This is a genomic window from Micromonospora acroterricola (assembly GCF_003172955.1).
GTDB lineage: Bacteria > Actinomycetota > Actinomycetes > Mycobacteriales > Micromonosporaceae > Micromonospora > Micromonospora acroterricola.
The window spans coordinates 18,226-35,290 of record NZ_QGKR01000223.1 but is presented as its reverse complement, the minus strand read 5'-3'; the positions used below and the strand labels follow the sequence as shown (position 1 = coordinate 35,290).

Below are 17,065 nucleotides of genomic sequence, written 5' to 3'. Positions count from 1 at the left end.
GCTGTGGGTCGGGCCGGCCGACGCTCGGCGGCTCGGGTGCGGCCGGCGGGCGCGCCGCCCGGGGCCGGGTGGGCAGCACCGGGTCCGGCCAGTTACCGGCCGGGCCCGGGCGATCAGGCGCGGGCCGGTCGACCTTGGGCAGGAACGCCGTCGGTTCGTCGGCCTGGTCCCGGTGTCGCCCGTCGCGCCGGTCGTCCGGGCCGCTCACTTTGGCACCGTCGCCGAGCGCAGGGCGGTCGAGTCCTCGAATGCCGGGACGGTGACCGTGGAGACCGACTCCTTGTATCCGAGCTGGTAGTCGTCGACTGCGTCCTTGAACAACCGGACTCCCTCAGAGCTGGCGAGGGCCTGCTGGAGGGCAGCGGGATCGCCGATTGCTACGATCTTGAACGGTGGGGAGTACACCCGCCCGTGGAGCAGCAGGGTGTTACCGACGCAGCGTACCGCGCTGGTCGCCAGCACGCGGACGTTCATGATTGACATGGCCTCCGCCCCTCCGGCCCAGAGCGCGTTGACCACCGCCTGCACGTCACCCTGGTGCACCACGAGGTCGTCGTTGCTGGCGTCCGAGGGGGTCTGGTCGCTGCGTCGCGGCGGCGCGTCGTTCAGCTCCACGGTCACCCCGGTGCCCGCCAGCGCGGTGAACCCGGCGGTCTGGAGACTTCCCTGGGCGCGGTCCTGCTGGGCCTTGATCGGGCTGTCCGAGTGGGCCAGCGCGTCGGTCCGCTGCTCGACCTCGCCGCGCAGTGTGGCGGCCCGGCGCTCGCTCGCCGCCACCTGCTCGCGGCGGTCCTCAATGAGTTGGTTGAGCTGGGGCCGGCGGTCCTCTCGCAGCGCGGTGCCGCCCGCGGTGGTCGCGGTCGTGGTGAAGAGCAGCCCCGCCGCGGCGGCGATCAGGGGCACCCCGATCGACCAGCCCGGTCGACGTTGACGCGGTCGCCGGGGCAGTAGCCCGGCGCCGGCCCGTCGGAGGACCTTCTGCCAGGAGGCTGCGCCGGATGTGTACTCCACCGAGCGTTCCTTCCGCGTTTCGGGTATCGGTTCGCCCCGGCCGGGCCGGTGATGCGAACAGTCCAGCCTTTTTCGGTCACTCCGCGCACCGGCCTGACCCCATTCGTGGTCCGGGCGCGCGTTCCGGACTACGCTAGCTTTCGAACATTATTGGCCATGGACCGTCGCCCCCGCGCCCGGTTGTCAGGCCGGACGAGGTCGTCACCCCCTCTGGAGAGCGTCGTGCCCAAGTCTCAGGTCCGCAAGAAGAAGGTGTACACCCCGCCGACGGACGTCCGTCCGACGACGGCGGCGTCGACGCGCAAGCCTAGCCCGGTGTGGCTGCCGATCACCGCGGTCGCCTTGATCGTCGGCGGCATCGGTTGGCTGGTCGTCTACTACCTCTCGGAGCAGCAGTACCCGGTCATGTCGTGGGGTTACTGGAACCTCGCGGTGGGCTTCGGCGCGATGGTCGCCTCCCTGGCGCTGCTCTCCCGCTGGCGCTGAGCTGGCCCGGCGTCGCCACGCCGGACGATCCACGTCACCCCACGGAGCCCCTGCCCGGCAGGACCGGGCGGGGCACCCTATGGTGTCCGCAGGGCGGCGCGGCCGACTGCGAGATGACTCACGTTACTGCTGGGTAACCTTGCGCGTAGGCTGAACTGCATGACCGAGCGGAGCGAGGTCATCGACCGGTCCGGTCGCAGGTGCGGTGGCGGCGCGACGCCGGCCCCGTCCTGACCCGGCCCCCGGTCGCCAGCCGCTCGACAGGCAGCAGACCGGGAGGCCAACTCGATGGGCAGCGTCCAGATCGTCACCACGATCCTCGCGGCCGCCATCACCGCCGTGGCGGTGTGGCTTGCGGTACGCGCGGTCATGAAGATGACGGCCGTCATCCGGCTCGGGCAGCCCGCCCCGGAGCGGTTCACCGACAAGGGCGCCCGCACGAAGACCATGCTGGTGGAGACCGCCGGCCACACCCGCATGCTCAAGTGGAGCGTGGTGGGTGCGGCGCACTGGTTCGTGATGGTCGGCTTCATCGTGCTGTCGCTGCTGGTGCTCGAGGCGTACTTCGAGGTGGTCACCCCGACCGGTGGGCTGCCGATCATCGGGCACTGGACGGTCTTCGGGCTGGCCACCGAGATCATCGGCGTGCTGGGCCTGATCGGCATCCTGGTCCTGATGGCGATCCGGCTGCGCAACCGGCCGACCCGGCCGGGTGGGCGGTCCCGGTTCACCGGCTCCACGATGTGGCAGGGCTACTTCGTCGAGTGGATCGTGCTGCTGGTCCTGATCTTCGGCTTCGTGATCCGGGGCTTCAAGGTCGCCACCGACCACTTCGAGTACCCGCTCTGGGCCACCCCGGTCAGCCACGCGGTCGGCGCGGTGCTGCCCGACTGGCAGGACGGGGCGAGCGTCGCCGCGCTCGTCAAGATCGTGATCTCGATGACCTGGCTGATCGTCATCTCGCTGAACGTCACCATGGGCGTCGCGTGGCACCGCTTCCTGGCGTTCCCCAACATCTTCTTCAAGCGCGAGCCGGCCAAGCCCGCCGGCTCCGGCCTCGGCGCGCTGCGCCCCATGACGAGCCAGGGCAAGCCGCTCGACTTCGAGGAGGCCGACCCGGAGAAGGACCAGTTCGGCGTCGCCCAGGTCGAGCAGTTCAGCTGGAAGGGGCTGCTGGACTTCAGCACCTGCACCGAGTGCGGTCGCTGCCAGTCGCAGTGCCCGGCCTGGAACACCGGCAAGCCGCTCTCGCCCAAGCTGCTCGTGCTGAGCCTGCGCGACCACGCGTACGCCAAGGCGCCCTACCTGCTGGCCGGCGGCGGCAAGGACCTGACCGGCGAGGAGAAGGCCACCGCCGCGCAGCTCGCCCACGTCGACGTGCTGGCGCTGGCCGAGGCCGACAAGCCGCTGATCGGCACCGCCGAGGAGGGCGGGGTCATCGACCCGGACGTGCTCTGGTCCTGCACCACCTGCGGTGCCTGCGTCGAGCAGTGCCCGGTGGACATCGAGCACGTGGACCACATCGTCGACATGCGGCGCTACCAGGTGCTGATCGAGTCGAACTTCCCCTCCGAGGCCGGCGTGATGCTGCGCAACCTGGAGAACAAGGGCAACCCGTGGGGCGCCCCGCAGAACACCCGCGAGGACTGGACCAAGGGCCTCGACTTCGAGGTGCCCCGGGTCGGCGAGGTGGACGACTTCGAGTACCTGTTCTGGGTCGGCTGCGCCGGCGCCTTCGAGGACCGGGCCAAGAAGACCACCCGTGCGGTGGCGACGCTGCTCAACGAGGCGGGCGTGACGTTCGCGATCCTGGGCGAGGGCGAGACCTGCTCGGGCGACCCGGCGCGGCGCATCGGCAACGAGTTCGTCTTCCAGATGCTCGCCCAGCAGAACGTGGAGACGCTGAACGAGGCGTTCGAGGGCCGGGAGAAGGCCAAGCGCAAGATCGTCGCGACCTGCCCGCACTGCTTCAACACGCTCGGCAACGAGTACGGCCAGCTCGGCGGCGAGTTCGAGGTGGTCCACCACACCCAGTTGCTGGCCCACCTGGTGTCCACCGGCAAGCTCACCCCGGTGCAGCCGGTCGACGGTGGCGTCACCTACCACGACCCCTGCTACCTGGGCCGGCACAACCGGATCTTCGCGGCGCCCCGTGAGGTGCTCGGGGATGCCATCGAGGGCGAGATCACCGAGATGCCGCGCAACAGCGAGCGCTCCTTCTGCTGCGGTGCCGGCGGCGCCCGGATGTGGATGGAGGAGAAGATCGGCAAGCGGATCAACGTGGACCGGGTCGAGGAGGCCATGGCCACCGGGGCGAGGACGGTCGCCGTCGGCTGCCCGTTCTGCTCGACGATGCTCAACGACGGGGTGAACGGCAAGGGCGCCGGCGAGCAGGTCGAGGTGATCGACGTGGCGAGCGTGCTGCTCCGGTCGGTCAAGCCCGAGCCGGCCGCGGGCGACAAGGAGACCGCACCGGTCGCTGGCTGATCCCGCGTACCCGAAGACACCGGACGGCGGTGGCACCCACGGGGTGTCACCGCCGTCGTCCGCGGTCCATGGTCGGGCCCGCGCAGCACCTCGCCCGACGGCCACTCGGCCCGGCCGGTGGCCGCGCACCCGCCGTGGCACAATCGCGCCGAGGTGAGGCGACCATCGACGGGATGCTCCTGACCACGCTGCTGCCCCTGGTCGGCTTCGTTGCGCTGACCGCCGGCAACGCGTTCTTCGTCGCGGCCGAGTTCGCCCTGGTCACGGTCGACCGCGCGGAGATCGACCGCCGGGCCGCCGCGGGCGACGAGGCCGCCCGGACGGTACGCACCGCGCTGCGCGAGCTGTCCTTCCAGCTCTCCGGGGCGCAGCTCGGCATCACCATCACCGCGCTGCTCACCGGCTACCTGGCCGAGCCGGCCCTGGCCCGGATCTTCACCCCGCTGCTGCGCCCGGTGGCGGGGGACGACACCCAACGGTTCACCCCGTTCCTGGCGCTGGCCCTGGCCACCCTGATCTCCATGCTCTTCGGCGAGCTGGTGCCCAAGAACGCGGCGCTGGCCCGGCCGATGCCGGCCGCGCTGGCCACCGCCGGCCCCATGCACACCTTCTCCCGGACGTTCGGCTGGGTGATCCGAGGCCTGAACGGCTCGGCGAACCGGCTCGTCCGGGCGCTCGGGGTGGAGCCGCAGGAGGAGCTGGCCAGCGCCCGTTCACCGGAGGAACTGGGCCTGCTGGCCGCCATCTCGGCGCGGGCCGGCGCGCTGCCCACGGAGACCGCGATGCTGCTGCGCCGCACCATCCGCTTCGGAGACAAGCGGGCGGCCGAGGCGATGACCCCCCGGGTGGACGTGGTGGCGCTGCGCGCCACGGCCACCGTGGCCGAGCTGCTCGACCTGTCCCGGCAGACCGGGCGGACCCGGTTCCCCGTGTACGAGGAGACCCTGGACCTGGTCACGGGTGTGGCGGGGGTGCCCGACGCGCTCGGTGTGCCGCTGGCCGACCGGGCGTCGACGAGCGTGGGCTCCGTGGCCCGCGAACCGGTGTACGTGCCGGAGAGCCTGGACCTGGACGGCGTCCTGGCGGCGTTGAAGGAGGCCGGTGCCGACCTGGCCATCGTGGTCGACGAGTACGGCGGCACCGACGGCGTGGTGACGATCGAGGACCTGGTCGAGGAGCTGGTCGGGGAGATCGCCGACGAGTTCGACCCGGCCACTGTGGACGAAACCGGTCCGGTGGAGCTGACCGTGCCGGGTGGGGAGCGCACCGTGCTGGTCGACGGGGTGCTGCGCTCCGACGAGCTGGCCGAGCAGACCGGTTTCCGGCTCCCCGAGGGGCCGTACGAGACGTTGGCCGGGTATCTGATGGCTCGGCTCGGGCACATCCCGCTGGCCGGCGAGACGGTCGAGGCTGACGGCTGGGAGTTCACCGTGGTGGAGGTGGAGCGGCACCGGATCGAGCAGGTCCGGGTGCTGCGCCCGGCGGAGCCGGACGACGATGACTGAGCTGCTGGTGACCGTTCTGCTGCTGCTCGGCAACGGGTTCTTCGTGGGCAGCGAGTTCGCGCTCATCGCGTCCCGGCGGACGGTGATCGAGCCGTTGGCCGCCAACTCGAAGCGTGCCCGCTGGGCGCTGTCGGCCATGAACCAGATCCCCCTGATGATCGCTGGGGCGCAGCTCGGCATCACGGTCTGCTCCCTGGGCCTCGGCGCGATCGCCGAGCCGGCGTTGGCGCACCTGCTGGAGTCGCCGTTCCACGCGGCCGGCCTGCCCGAGCGGGCGGTGCACCCGCTGGCGTTCGTCCTGGCGCTGGGTCTGGTGGTCTTCCTGCACACGGTGGTCGGCGAGATGGTGCCGAAGAACATCACGCTGGCCGGCCCGGAACTCTCCGCGCTCTGGCTCGGCCCGGCGATGCTCGCGTTCTCCGTGGCCACCAAGCCGCTGCTGCTGGCAATGAAGTGGGCGGCCCGGCGGGTGCTGGCGTTCTGGCGGATCGAGGCGTCCGAGGCGGTGAAGACGGTGTTCACCGCCGAGGAGCTGGCCGGGCTGGTCTCCCAGGCGCGTACCGAGGGGCTGCTCGACGCCGAGGAGCACGCCCGCATCACCGGCGCGCTGGCGCTGCACACCCGGACGGCTGCCGACGCGCTGCAACCGTGGTCGACGGTGGTGACGGTGGCCGAGGACGTCTCTCCCGCGTCGCTGGAGGTGCTGGCCACCCGGACGGGCCGGTCCCGGTTCCCGGTGGTGCAGCGGTCCACCCGGCGGGTGCTCGGCTTCGTGCACGTCAAGGACGTGCTCGGGTACGCCGGGCATGCTCGCCGGGCGCCGGTGCCGGCGCAGGTCTACCGGCCGCTGGCGGTGGTGCCGCCGGAGCGTACGCTGGCCGATCTGCTGCTGGCGATGCGCCGCGAGCGGCGGCACATGGTGCTGGTCAGCGACGGTCGGCGCCCGCTCGGAGTGGTCACGCTCGACGACGTATTGACTGCAATCGTTGGCTGATGGACCAATACCCTTGGTGCGCAAGCGGTCGCGCGACAGTGACGGTGACGCCTCCCGCCTTGATTCCGGTCCGGCGCTTCCCTAATGTGGGGCACCGACCGCTGTGGGTCGTCTGCCTCGGCCCTTCCCTCACGCGAGGCGCCCGGCGGTCGGTTGCAAAGGAGTCGGTGCCGGTGGCAACCATGCCCCCTCATCGTCACGCCCCGGGACTGTCCGCTCGGCCGGGCGGTCTGCGCCGGGTCGCCCGCCATCTACTCGTACTGGTCGCGGCCGCGGCCGTTGGCGCCGGCCTGCTCGCCGCGCCGGCGCAGGCCGCGCCGCCCTCGGTCGACGAGATCGAGGCGCAGATCGACAAGCAGTGGGAGCAGTTGGAGCCCACGATCGAGCAGTACAACAAGGTGCGGTCGCAGCTGAAGACCAACCGGAAGAAGTCCTCCGAACTGCAGAAGAAGATCGAGCCGCTGGCGCTGCAGAGCGAGCTGGCGCTCAACCGGGTCGGCGACCTCGCGTCCCGGTACTACATGTCGGGTCCGTCCCACGACATCGGTGCTCTGCTGGTCAGCGCCAAGCCGGACACGCTCACCGAGCAGCTCACCGTGCTCGACCGGCTGGCCGCGCGGGAGCGCAAGGAGGTCGAGGGCGTGCTGGCCGTACGGGCCAAGTACGACGGCGAGAAGCAGAAGCTGGACGCGCTGATCGCTACCCAGACCAAGCAGCAGAACGAGCTGGCCGCCAAGAAGAAGCAGATCGACGGCGAGATCAAGCGGCTCGAGGCGTCCCTGCCGAAGACGACGATCAAGACCGAGGGCTGCCCGACCATCAACGGGGTGGCCAACGCCGCCGCCCAGAAGGCGATCAAGACCGCCTGCCAGCAGGTCGGCGATCCGTACGTCTGGGGCGCCACCGGGCCGAACTCGTTCGACTGCTCGGGTCTGACCCAGTACGCCTACAGGGCGGCGGGGATCAGCCTGACCCACCACACGGGTGACCAGTGGCACGAGGGCAAGGCCATCTCGCGGGCCGATGCCCGCCCCGGTGACCTGGTCTTCTTCTTCAGCGACCTGCACCATGTCGGCCTGTACCTGGGCAACGACAAGATGGTGCACGCGCCACGCGCCGGCAAACCGGTGCAGGTGGCCAGCATCAACTACATGCCGGTCGCCGGGTTCCGCAGACCCGGCTGATCGCAGCAGGCACGACGAGGGCCCCCGGTCGGACGACCGGGGGCCCTCGCCTGTGGGTGCGCGGCTTCTTCACAGGCGCCGCAGACGGTCAGCCCGCGCCGCTCACCGTCTGCACCGTCAGCCGCTCGTGTGCCTCGGCGGGCAGCGGTTGCTGGAGTTCGACCCGGACGTCGTACTCACCGATCATCGGCACGGCCGTCACCGCACTGTAGGTGCCGTGTTTGCCCGGCACCTCCATCAGCGGTATCGGGCCCTGCCGGTGGGACATGGGCATGGCGATCATGTCGGTCCAGACGACCATCCGTCCCATCGTGATCGGCTGATACGAACCGGGGCTCACCGCCTGCACCTCGATCTGTACCTGGAGGTTGCCCGTGTGCCGTGCCGTGACGTCCAGGACCGCGGACGTCGAGCCGGAACGAGCGGGCGCCGCCGCCGTCGCTGCGGCCCCGGCCGGATCCGGCGCTGGTCGACCCCGGTCGGTCGTCAGGAATGCCAGACCGCCGATGGCGACCGCGAGGGTGAGACCGGTGCCGACGCCTGCCACGAACGCCGGGGCCTTCGTCGTCCGCGAGGTGGTCGACCGTCCTTTCTGACGGTTCCGGGTCGGTGTCGGCTCGACGAGCCGCCACTTCGAGGGCGCTGTCATGCGTCCGTCCTTCCCGTGGGTGGGCGGCAGTGCCGCCCACCCACGTGACGAGTCAGCCGACGGGATGGTCCGGAAGCTGGAACAGCCCGGGCCGAGAACTGCCGTACACCCGGAAGAGGCCCCACTGCCCTCCGGTGAGGTGCGGCGAGAGGGTGTTGGAGCGGTAGAGGTAGTCACCCGCGGCCCTGGCGGGACCGCCGGCGCCGTTGGTCACGTCCGGATCGAGCACCACCTGGTAGACGCTGCCGGGGTTGAACTCACCCTGGAACGCCTTGATCTGCGACTGGGGGTCCTTGGGCGACGCCCGCCAGGTGTGCCCGTGCAGCGTGAAGCCCGTCGAACGGGGCTTCCCGACCGCCTGACCGACCCAGATCACGGTCTTGTCCCCGGTGTAGGCCTCCATGAGCGGTGTGCTCGGATCGCCGTGCGGATAGCTGCTGAAGATCCTGGACAGGTTGGCATCGGCCGCGTACCGGTGGTTCCACGGCTCGTTCCGGTAGTTGACCGCGACCTCCCCGGAGTCCTCCGGATCGTCGGTCTCGCGGCTCGGTGACACCGCGAGGTCGACGTTGTCGGGCACGTCGGAACCGTTGTTGCGGAACAACGCCAGATCGCTGTTGAGCAGCACGATGTTCTCTCGGTAGTCCTTGCCGTTGGGATCCACGACGACCGCCTGCGTTCCGGATCTGAGCGGCGTGCCGTCCCTGGGGCTGACCCAGCTCGTGCCCTTCGGCTCGATCACCAGACCGCCGAAGAGCCCGTGGTGCCCGTGGTGCAGCGGGTCGGCCTGGTCCTGCAGGAGGGCCAGCCCGGTCACGTCCTGCGGGGCGTACCAGGTGAAGACCCGGGACTCGCCGACACCCACGGTGAGATCACCGACGAGCTCCCCGTCGTCGCCGGTGTTGGAACCCCGCGATTCCAGGTAGTAGTCGAGCAGGGTGGGCGTGAGCCCGACGCGGGAGCTGACCGGGTACGGCTTGAACCCGGGCACGTTGTGCTCGTCCTTCGGCGGTTGGTCGAGGCAACCGGGCAACGTGTTGCCGTTGCCCCGCCGCCAGCCCAGCTGGCCCGGCTCGGTGGCCTCGAAACAGGTCTGTTTCATCTTGGTGGGATCGAGCTGGTTCTTCAGCGTCACCTGGATGCAGTCGCCGGCGTGTGCTCTCAGGACGAGTGGTTCCGGTGGCTTCTGGCCCGACCTGATCGCGTTGACGTCCTCCTCGAGCGCGAACATCGCGCCGTTCGGGTCGTGGTCGCCCGACTTGTTGTAGACGATGTCGTGGTTGAACGCGACCACGGTGAACTGCTTGACGCCGGGACCGGCTACGGATCCGTCACAGATCTTGGTGCCGCCACCGACACCGGTGCACTGCGGATTGTCCGGTAGCAGCCGGACCTCGTAGTTGCCCTCGCCCTTGGGGTCGTCGCAGTCCATCACCCGCAGGTGCCCCCAAGCCCCGAGGAACCGGTCGTCGGAGCCGGTCAGCCCGTAGACGTATCTGCGGGTCTGTATCCAGTCCTGCCAGCCGAACTCCCCGCCCATGTCGAGATTCATGTCGAAGTACTCCAGCACCCCCAGGTGCTGCGCCTGGATGAGGTTCGACTCGGGATCACGTGGTTCCGATTTCCAGGGGAACCGGTCCACCGTGAAGCCGTGCGACTCCTCCTGCGAAAGCTGGAACAGCCGCCATTTGACCCGGTCGCCCTCGTGCGCCGTGAACGTCGTGGTGTACGCCGCGCCGTGCGTCCGCTGGTCGTAGACCCTGGACGGATCTGCGCCCCGGCGACCCTCGAACGGTTCCAGCCGATAGCTCAGCCCGACCACCCCCTGGTCGTCCGGGCTGGACGGGAACTTGGGCGGATAGATGGGCACGCCGTCCGGTGTGACGAACTGGTCGTCGTTCGGATCGTTGGGATCGGCAGGCTTGAACATCGGTACGTGGTCCTCGACGAAGATTGAGAAGTTTCGGTAGTCCTTGTCGTCGATGGGTTTGCCGTGGTAATCGGTGCCCGGTGAACAGTGGATGTCCACCACCGTCCCGACCCGGAGCGCCGTACCGGTCTTCGGATCGTGGTACGTGCAGCCCGTCGGGTGCACCGTGGCTCCGCCGAGCAGGCCGTTGTCCTGGTGCACGTTCGGGAAGAAGTGGTCGTGGAAGCTGCTGGTGGCGAAGTCCTCGTGGACGAACGACCGGTAGGTGATCGTCTGGTTGCGGTCCGCGCCCTGGTCGTAGTTCCACCCGTTCGCGGCACCGTCGGAGCTCAGCACGTCGAACTGGACGAGGTGCTGGTGGATGCCCGCCTCGTTGGTGATCTGCGCGCGGTCGAACACGTTACCGCCGAAGTTCTCCGGCAGCTCGTTCGTGAAGTTGTAGACCACGCAGTCGCCGACGTTGAACAGGGGTGCGAAGGGCTCGGGTTTTCGGCCGTCCAGGACCGCCTGTTTCTGGTCCTGGAGGACGTACACCCGGGCCTGCGGGTTCTTCCACCGCAGTTCCTCGTTGTAGTACTGCGCCACCTGGATCGCCGCCACGTCGAAGGTCTTGGTCGGCGTCGGCCGGCCGTCCGAGCGGGTGGCCGGGCACGGGTTCTGGAAGAAGCCGCCGGGTGTCTGCGCACCCGCGTCGGCCGCTTCCCGCTCGAGCTGGGTGGGCGGGAAGACGCCGGCGGCCTGTCGGGAGGCGACCCCGAGCGGTGGCTTCGGCGCCTTGAAACCGAACTTCCCCGGTACGAAGTGCGGATAGCCCGGCTTGGTCGCCGTCGGCGTGGGGGGCGGGTTGATGCCGGAGACCGCCGGCTGGTAGTCGAAGTCTTCGAGCGGCAGCAGCGCGGGCACGACCGTGCCGTCAGGCAGTTTCCGGGTGCCGGTCTCCAGTTTGTCGTGGGTGCGGTTCAACGCCCACATCCCGTTGGCGAAGTGCGGGTAGAGGTGGCAGTGGAAGATCACGTCACCGAACGTCGCCGGCTTGGTGTCGTGTGCCGAGCCCGCCCCGCCCTCGGGCATGAGCGCGTAGTGGGCGCCCGGGGACACCGCCTGCACGTCCAGGATGTTGGTGACCGACATGTGGTGGCTCGGCTTGCTCACCTCGGCCAGGCCGCCCTCGTCCTTCGGGTCGAAGGGCCACCGGTTGACGTGCCAGTGGAAGGTGTGGGTCTCCCGTTCGGCGGCGTGCAGCAGCCGGATCTGCATCGGCTCACCGCGGTAGTTCGCGAAGACGAGGTCGCCGCCGCCCGGGTCGCCGTACGCCCAGGACGACAGGGCGGTCTCCTCGCCGTGGCAGGCCTGGGCGTCGAAGCCCTGACCGGCACGGCTCGCCTGCGGACAGCCGATCTCCTCCCGGTTGAACCCGGGTTCGGCGCGGTAGTTGAAGGCGAACCACTCCAGCTTCACCGGGATCTCACCCTGGACGAGCGCGTCCGCGTCCCCGCCGGAGAGCCCGGGCAGCGTGCCCCGCTTGAGTTTGCTCAGCTCAGTGGCCGTCGGGTCCACGCACTCGCCGTCGGCCCGATCGTCGTCGACGTCGTCCTGTCCGCGACAGAACCGGGTGAGGATGCCGGACGCCGCCTCGACCTCGTCGTGCATGAAGATCACGTGTTCGCGGTGGTCCGGCGCGCCTGACGCTGGATCCTTGATGACGGCGCGGGTGCCGGAGGTGAGTGGCGCTCCGGTGCGCGCGTCCACCCAACTGGTGCCGGGTTTCTCCACCACGATCGCGCCGAACGCGCCGAAGGAGTGGGACCCGATCGCGTTACCGGCCCCGGTCTCGACCGACGAGAGATCCGCGCCGTCGTTGAAGTGGAACTCGCCCTCCACCGTCGCGGAGTACCGGTACGTGCCGCTGGCTCCGGGTGCCACCGTCGAATCCGGGTTCGAGCCGGCCGCCGTGCCGTCCGACCCCTTGACGTCGTAGGCCAGCCCCTCCATGTGGATCGAGGCCGCGGGCGCCGCGGCAGGGTTGAAGTCGTTGTGTGGGCGGGTCCGCGCCGGCGCGAACCGGCGTGGCTCGGGCGTCACCGTGCCCGCTGCCGCCAACTGCTCACCGGGCAGCAGGAAGATCGAGTTGTCCCGGACGAACGACGGTGCGGCCTCGTTGAGCCGGTTGGTGAACCGGATCGTCACGCAGTCGCCGCGGTGCGCGCGAACCACCAGAGGCTCGATCAGATCGGCCTGGTGGAACGGATCGGCCGCCTGGGCGAACTCCCGACGGACCCTGTCGACGTTCTCGTCGAGAACGTACATCCGGCCTTCGGGCACCACGTCGCCGAAGCGGTTCAGAAAGATCGGGATGTTGATCAGCGAGACGTTGAAGGACCGTGCGGGCGCTCCCGCCACGCACGGATTGCCGGGATCGGTCGCCTTCGGTGGAAGATCGGCCGCCATCGACGTGGACATCGCCCAGACCGCGCCGCCCGTCAGCGCCAGCCACGCGCCGGCGAGCAGGCCGCCGGCTATGTACGTCCAGCGGCGTCTTCCCCTGGCCCGGGCGACCACTGTCACCGCAACCACGCCCAACAGGGCGAGCTGAGTGACCTCCGCCATGCCTGTTTGCACCGTGCCTCCCTCGTCGACGGTGTGCGCGTCTGACCGCGGGAGAGCAACCTCCGGTGTGTCTTGTAGATCCACGCCCCCGTGATCTATTGACGATGAACAATCTAACCGTTGCGTAGCGGTATGTAAATGAGTTACTACCCAGGGAGAAATCTCGTAGCCTTTTGCCGCCCCTCGCGGCGACCGGCTCAGGGCAGCCACGCCGTGAATTGGTACGGAGTGTCACGGCCGCATGGGTTGCGGATCGGTAACGGTCGTCTCTACTCTGGTCATTCGTCGGGCCGACAGCAGCTCCGCCCACCCGGGCGGTAACGGACCGACACCGCCGAGTCGCTTCCGAGCGAGCCGGGGACCCAGGTTTCCCGGGGTGAATCCGCAGTCACTGCGGTAGGGCGTCCACCTTCCCGCCCGAACCGGTCAGCTAACCCGGTAGGCGGTCAGGAAGAAGGAGTGCGACACCCGGTGGCTCACCATGCCCCGCGGCCGTCGTCCGAGCGGTCGGCGTCAGCCGGCCCGACGTCGATCGTGCCGCGCCCACGCTGGTCCCGATTCACCACCGCCCTCGCCGCCCTGGTCGGCGCCGCCGTCGTCCTGACCGGCAGCGCCACGGCGGCCCACGCCGACCCCTCCGTCGCGGAGATCGAGCGCCAGATCGACGCCGACTGGAACAAGCTCGAACCCATCATCGAACGGCACAACGCCACCCGGACGGACCTGGCCGCCAAGCGCAGGCAGGCCGACGCGCTGGCCGCCCGGATCGCCCCACTGGAACGCCAGGTCGACGCGGCGATGGACAAGGTCAGCAGCCTGGCCGTCCGCGCGTACAAGGGCGAGAACGTCTCCACCGTCAACGCCGTGCTGGGCAGCAGCTCGCCCAGCGAGGTGGTCGGGCAGCTCGAGATGCTCGACCGGTTCGCGCACGACCAGCAGCAGGACGTGCGGCAGGTGTCCGACCTGCGCGACGAGCTGGCCCGCCAGAAGGCGCCACTGGACGAGATGGTGGCCCAGCTGACCCGCACCGAGGCCCAGCTGGCGGCCAAGAAGAAGCAGATCAACGAGGAGATCGACCGGCTCCAGAAGCTGCGCCTCAAGGTGTACGGCAACGGCGGCGGCGGTCCGCTGCGTCCGGCGCCCTGCCCGGCCAGCTACCCGGGCGGTGGCGCCGGCGTGGCGGTCAAGTTCGCCTGCGCGCAGATCGGCAAGCCCTATGTGTGGGGTGCCGAGGGCCCGAACTCGTACGACTGCTCCGGCCTGATGCTGGCCGCCTGGGCCAAGGCCGGCGTGTCGCTGCCGCACAACGCCGCGCAGCAGAGCCGGGTGACCAAGGACGTCAGCAGGGCCGACCTGCGCCCCGGTGACCTGGTCTTCTACTACAGCGACATCCACCACGTCGGCATGTACGTCGGCGGTGGCTGGGTCGTGCACGCCTCGCAGGCCGGTCAACCGATCAAGATGAAGAAGGTCGACGACGGCCCGATCCACAGCTACGGCCGCCCGGGCTGATCCCCGGTGACCGATGGGCCCGTCGCGATTCGTCGCGGCGGGCCCTCGTCGTCACGGCTTCAGCGGGTGGGCCAGGTGCGCCAGTGCTGCCAGGCGCGGCTCGGTGTCGGCCCCCGCTGCCCCTGGTAACGCGAGCCGTAGACCACCGAGCCGTACGGGTGCTCGGCCGGCGAGGAGAGCCGGAAGATGCAGAGCTGCCCGATCTTCATGCCCGGCCACAGGGTGATCGGCAGGTTCGCCACGTTCGACAGCTCCAGCGTCACGTGGCCGGAAAAGCCCGGGTCGATGAAGCCGGCGGTGGAGTGGGTGAGTAGGCCGAGCCGGCCCAGGCTCGACTTGCCCTCCAGCCGGCCGGCGAGCTGGTCACCCAGCGAGATCACCTCCAGCGTCGAGGCGAGCACGAACTCGCCCGGGTGCAGCACGAACGGCTCGCCGTCGGGCACCTCGACGACCGAGGTGAGGTCGTCCTGCTGCATCGCCGGGTCGATGTGTGTGTAGAGGTGGTTGTTGAAGACCCGGAACAGCCGGTCGAGTCGCACGTCGATGCTGGACGGTTGGACCAGGGTGGGCTCGAACGGCTCCAGGCCCAGCGTGCCGGCCTTGATCTCGGAGACCAGGTCGCGGTCGGAGAGCAGCATCGGACCACCATAGCGGCGTCGGCGGCGATGGCCGGATCCTGGTGCCGGTGACCAGCGCGTCGAGGTCGCTGCTCGTACATTTGTTCGATAGAATGCCGGCATGGCTTCCTGGTCCGATTTCGCCGCCGACGAGCCCCGACTCGCCGACGGGATCCGCGTTCTCCTCCAGCAGTACGGGCCGGGCTTCGGCTATCTGGCCACGGTCCGCGCCGACGGCGGTCCCCGGGTCCATCCGGTCTCCCCGGTCATCACCGACGAGGGTCTCTTCTGCTTCGTCATCGACTCGCCGAAGCGCCGCGACCTCGAACGGGACGGCCGTTACGCGCTGCACTCGTTCCCGCCGGAGGAGAGCGACGACGAGGCGTACGTGGCGGGGCGTGCCTGGCCGGTGACCGATCCGGCCCAGGTGGCGCGGCTGGCGCAGAACTCCCGGGCGGCCCCGCAGGTCGACTGGCGGCTGTTCGAGTTCACCGTCGACGTGGCGATGCTGACCCGCCGTGACCAGCACGGCATGGGCGGGCAGGGCCGGCCGGCCGTCCAGGTCTGGCTCGACCCGCACGCCCCACCCACGGCGGCCGGCCCGTCTTCCGTACCGCAGACCCGCCCGGCCCGCCGCAGCCGTGAGGTCCAACGCTCGGCCGCCTGACCGCGACCTGGTCCTGGGGAAAGACACCGGTGCCGGCCCCGTCACGACGGGGCCGGCACCGGTGGTACGCGGGGAGGCTACGCCGCGCGGTACGCGTTCCACGCGGTCAGCATGCGGCTCGCCTGACCGGGGGTGAACTGGTACATGCACGAGTCGTAGCTGTAGTCCATGAAGTTGGTGATCGGGTCCAGCCCGGCGGTCGAGCAGGTGTTCCGCCCGGTCGGGCACTCGTACGCCGGCGACGCCTCGGCCGGGGTGTCGCTGACGCTGTCACCCGAGCCGCTGCAACCGCCCTGGAAGGTGTGGTACAGGTTCAGCCAGTGACCCACCTCGTGGGTGCCGGTGTCGCCCTGGTTGTAGTTGGTGGCGGTGCCGCCGGGCAGCGACTCGCTCAGCACGACCACGCCGTCCATGCTGTTCAGCTTCCGCTGCGGAAAGGTCGCCCAACCCAGCAGGTCGTCGCTCAACTCACCCAGGTAGATGTTGAGCGTGTTCTTGCCGCCCACCCGCAGCGAGGACTTCATCGACCGCTCGGCCGACGAGCCGTCCACGATCGGGTACCAGGACGGGTTCGTCACCCGGTTGATCTTGTCGAGTCGGAAGTCGAACGCGGTGGCCGCGCCGCCGGTGGCGCCGGCGTAGGCCTGGTTGAGCACGTTGATCTGCGCGGTGATCAGCGAATCCGGGATGTTGCCGCCGGCCCGGGTGCTGTCCCTCTGGATCACGTGCACCACCACCGGGATGGTGACGGTGGCCAGCGCGGTGGCGCCGGCGCCGGTGCGGAAGGTGGCGCGCTCGCGCAGCGCGGCGGCCAGGTCGGCGTCCCGCTCGCGGACCTGCTTCGCGGTCAGCTCGTTCGGCTCGTGCTTCGCCGCGGCACCGGGCTTCACCCGGGCGTTGGTGTGGCTGTCGGTCGGCTCCACGCAGGCCCCACCGGGCGCGGCGGAGAATGCCGAAGCAGCCGGAACGACGCCCACCGCAGCGGTGCTGAGCAGCAGCGCGAGGGTCGTTGACGCGACACCGGCGGCACGCCGGGTCAGCAGGTTGGGACGGAGTCCCATTGGCCCACCTCTTTCTGGCGGCGTGGCAGGGGGTGTGTCACGCCGGGCTGAGAACGTGTGGCAGACGTTACAACTCATCGACGCATTTGAGAACGGCCATATGTTGCCGTCGGGAAACTTCTTTCTGCAAGGTGCGGTTTGCCGAGGGTGACGATGGCCCGCGCGGCGAGGTCGGTGGTGGGGTCCGGCGCGTGGGGGGACCTGAGTGCACGGGCTGGGTGACTCAGGTACAGTGGTGCCGCCTGCGGGTGTAGTTCAATGGCAGAACATCAGCTTCCCAAGCTGACAGTGCGGGTTCGATTCCCGTCACCCGCTCCACGATGAAGGCCCTGGCCAGGATGCGAATCCGAGCCAG

Annotated in this window: 12 protein-coding genes, 1 tRNA gene, 1 pseudogene and 1 riboswitch; of the genes and pseudogenes, 8 read left to right on the top strand and 6 right to left on the bottom strand. The window is 69.8% G+C overall.

The annotated features are described in order from the left end of the window. Nucleotides 1-208: pseudogene (locus DKT68_RS32060) on the bottom strand (hypothetical protein); the annotation flags it as partial. Then, nucleotides 205-1,011, bottom strand: a complete 807-nt coding sequence (locus DKT68_RS19095; protein ID WP_109818771.1) for a DUF881 domain-containing protein — start codon at nt 1,009-1,011, stop codon at nt 205-207. The gene DKT68_RS19095 and the pseudogene DKT68_RS32060, both read right to left, overlap by 4 nt. A 222-nt stretch (nt 1,012-1,233) precedes the next feature. On the opposite strand from DKT68_RS19095, the gene DKT68_RS19090 reads away from it, so the two are divergent. The 5 genes from DKT68_RS19090 to DKT68_RS19070 all read left to right on the top strand — a co-directional run bounded on the left by DKT68_RS19090 (nt 1,234) and on the right by DKT68_RS19070 (nt 7,667). Then, nucleotides 1,234-1,497 carry a cell division protein CrgA gene (locus tag DKT68_RS19090; protein ID WP_109818770.1) on the top strand — a complete coding sequence of 88 codons (264 nt, stop codon included), beginning with the start codon at nt 1,234-1,236 and terminating at the stop codon, nt 1,495-1,497. A 288-nt stretch (nt 1,498-1,785) separates the two neighbouring features. After that, entirely contained in the window at nt 1,786-3,984 is a 2,199-nt protein-coding gene (locus tag DKT68_RS19085; protein WP_109818769.1) for a (Fe-S)-binding protein, read from the top strand. A gap of 173 nt (nt 3,985-4,157) precedes the next feature. After that, nucleotides 4,158-5,489 (top strand): hemolysin family protein, encoded by a 1,332-nt coding sequence (locus DKT68_RS19080; RefSeq protein WP_201749101.1) that lies wholly within the window; start codon nt 4,158-4,160, stop codon nt 5,487-5,489. Continuing rightward, nucleotides 5,482-6,483, top strand: coding sequence for a hemolysin family protein (locus DKT68_RS19075; RefSeq protein WP_109818768.1), 1,002 nt, complete (start codon nt 5,482-5,484; stop codon nt 6,481-6,483). The genes DKT68_RS19080 and DKT68_RS19075 overlap by 8 nt, the downstream gene beginning before the upstream one ends. Nucleotides 6,484-6,650: 167 nt before the next feature. Continuing rightward, nucleotides 6,651-7,667, top strand: coding sequence for a C40 family peptidase (locus DKT68_RS19070; RefSeq protein ID WP_407940765.1), 1,017 nt, complete (start codon nt 6,651-6,653; stop codon nt 7,665-7,667). Nucleotides 7,668-7,755: 88 nt separating this feature from the next. Here the strand turns inward: DKT68_RS19070 and DKT68_RS19065 are convergent, their stop codons facing one another. After that, complete coding sequence (locus DKT68_RS19065) at nt 7,756-8,316, bottom strand: hypothetical protein (RefSeq protein WP_109818767.1); 561 nt, start codon at nt 8,314-8,316, stop codon at nt 7,756-7,758. A 52-nt stretch (nt 8,317-8,368) separates the two neighbouring features. Further along, nucleotides 8,369-12,853 (bottom strand): hypothetical protein, encoded by a 4,485-nt coding sequence (locus tag DKT68_RS19060; RefSeq protein ID WP_109818766.1) that lies wholly within the window; start codon nt 12,851-12,853, stop codon nt 8,369-8,371. Nucleotides 12,854-13,175: 322 nt separating this feature from the next. Further along, nucleotides 13,176-13,312: riboswitch (cyclic di-AMP (ydaO/yuaA leader) on the top strand. A gap of 75 nt (nt 13,313-13,387) precedes the next feature. Between DKT68_RS19060 and DKT68_RS19055 the strand changes: the two genes are divergently transcribed. Continuing rightward, the gene (locus tag DKT68_RS19055) at nt 13,388-14,365 is read left to right on the top strand and encodes a C40 family peptidase (protein WP_236646964.1); all 978 of its coding nucleotides are present in this window, start codon (nt 13,388-13,390) and stop codon (nt 14,363-14,365) included. Nucleotides 14,366-14,424: 59 nt separating this feature from the next. Here the strand turns inward: DKT68_RS19055 and dcd are convergent, their stop codons facing one another. Next, a complete protein-coding gene (gene dcd / locus DKT68_RS19050; protein ID WP_089018323.1) occupies nt 14,425-15,003 on the bottom strand; it encodes a dCTP deaminase in 579 nt (192 codons plus the stop codon). A 100-nt stretch (nt 15,004-15,103) separates the two neighbouring features. On the opposite strand from dcd, the gene DKT68_RS19045 reads away from it, so the two are divergent. Beyond that, complete coding sequence (locus tag DKT68_RS19045) at nt 15,104-15,649, top strand: pyridoxamine 5'-phosphate oxidase family protein (RefSeq protein WP_109818765.1); 546 nt, start codon at nt 15,104-15,106, stop codon at nt 15,647-15,649. 77 nt (nt 15,650-15,726) lie between these two features. Here DKT68_RS19045 and DKT68_RS19040 read toward each other — a convergent pair whose 3' ends face one another. Beyond that, on the bottom strand, nt 15,727-16,710 hold the full coding sequence (locus DKT68_RS19040) for a zinc metalloprotease (protein WP_109818764.1): 984 nt from the start codon (nt 16,708-16,710) through the stop codon (nt 15,727-15,729). A 244-nt stretch (nt 16,711-16,954) separates the two neighbouring features. Between DKT68_RS19040 and DKT68_RS19035 the strand changes: the two genes are divergently transcribed. After that, nucleotides 16,955-17,028: transfer RNA gene (locus DKT68_RS19035), tRNA-Gly, on the top strand. Nucleotides 17,029-17,065 lie beyond the last annotated feature (37 nt).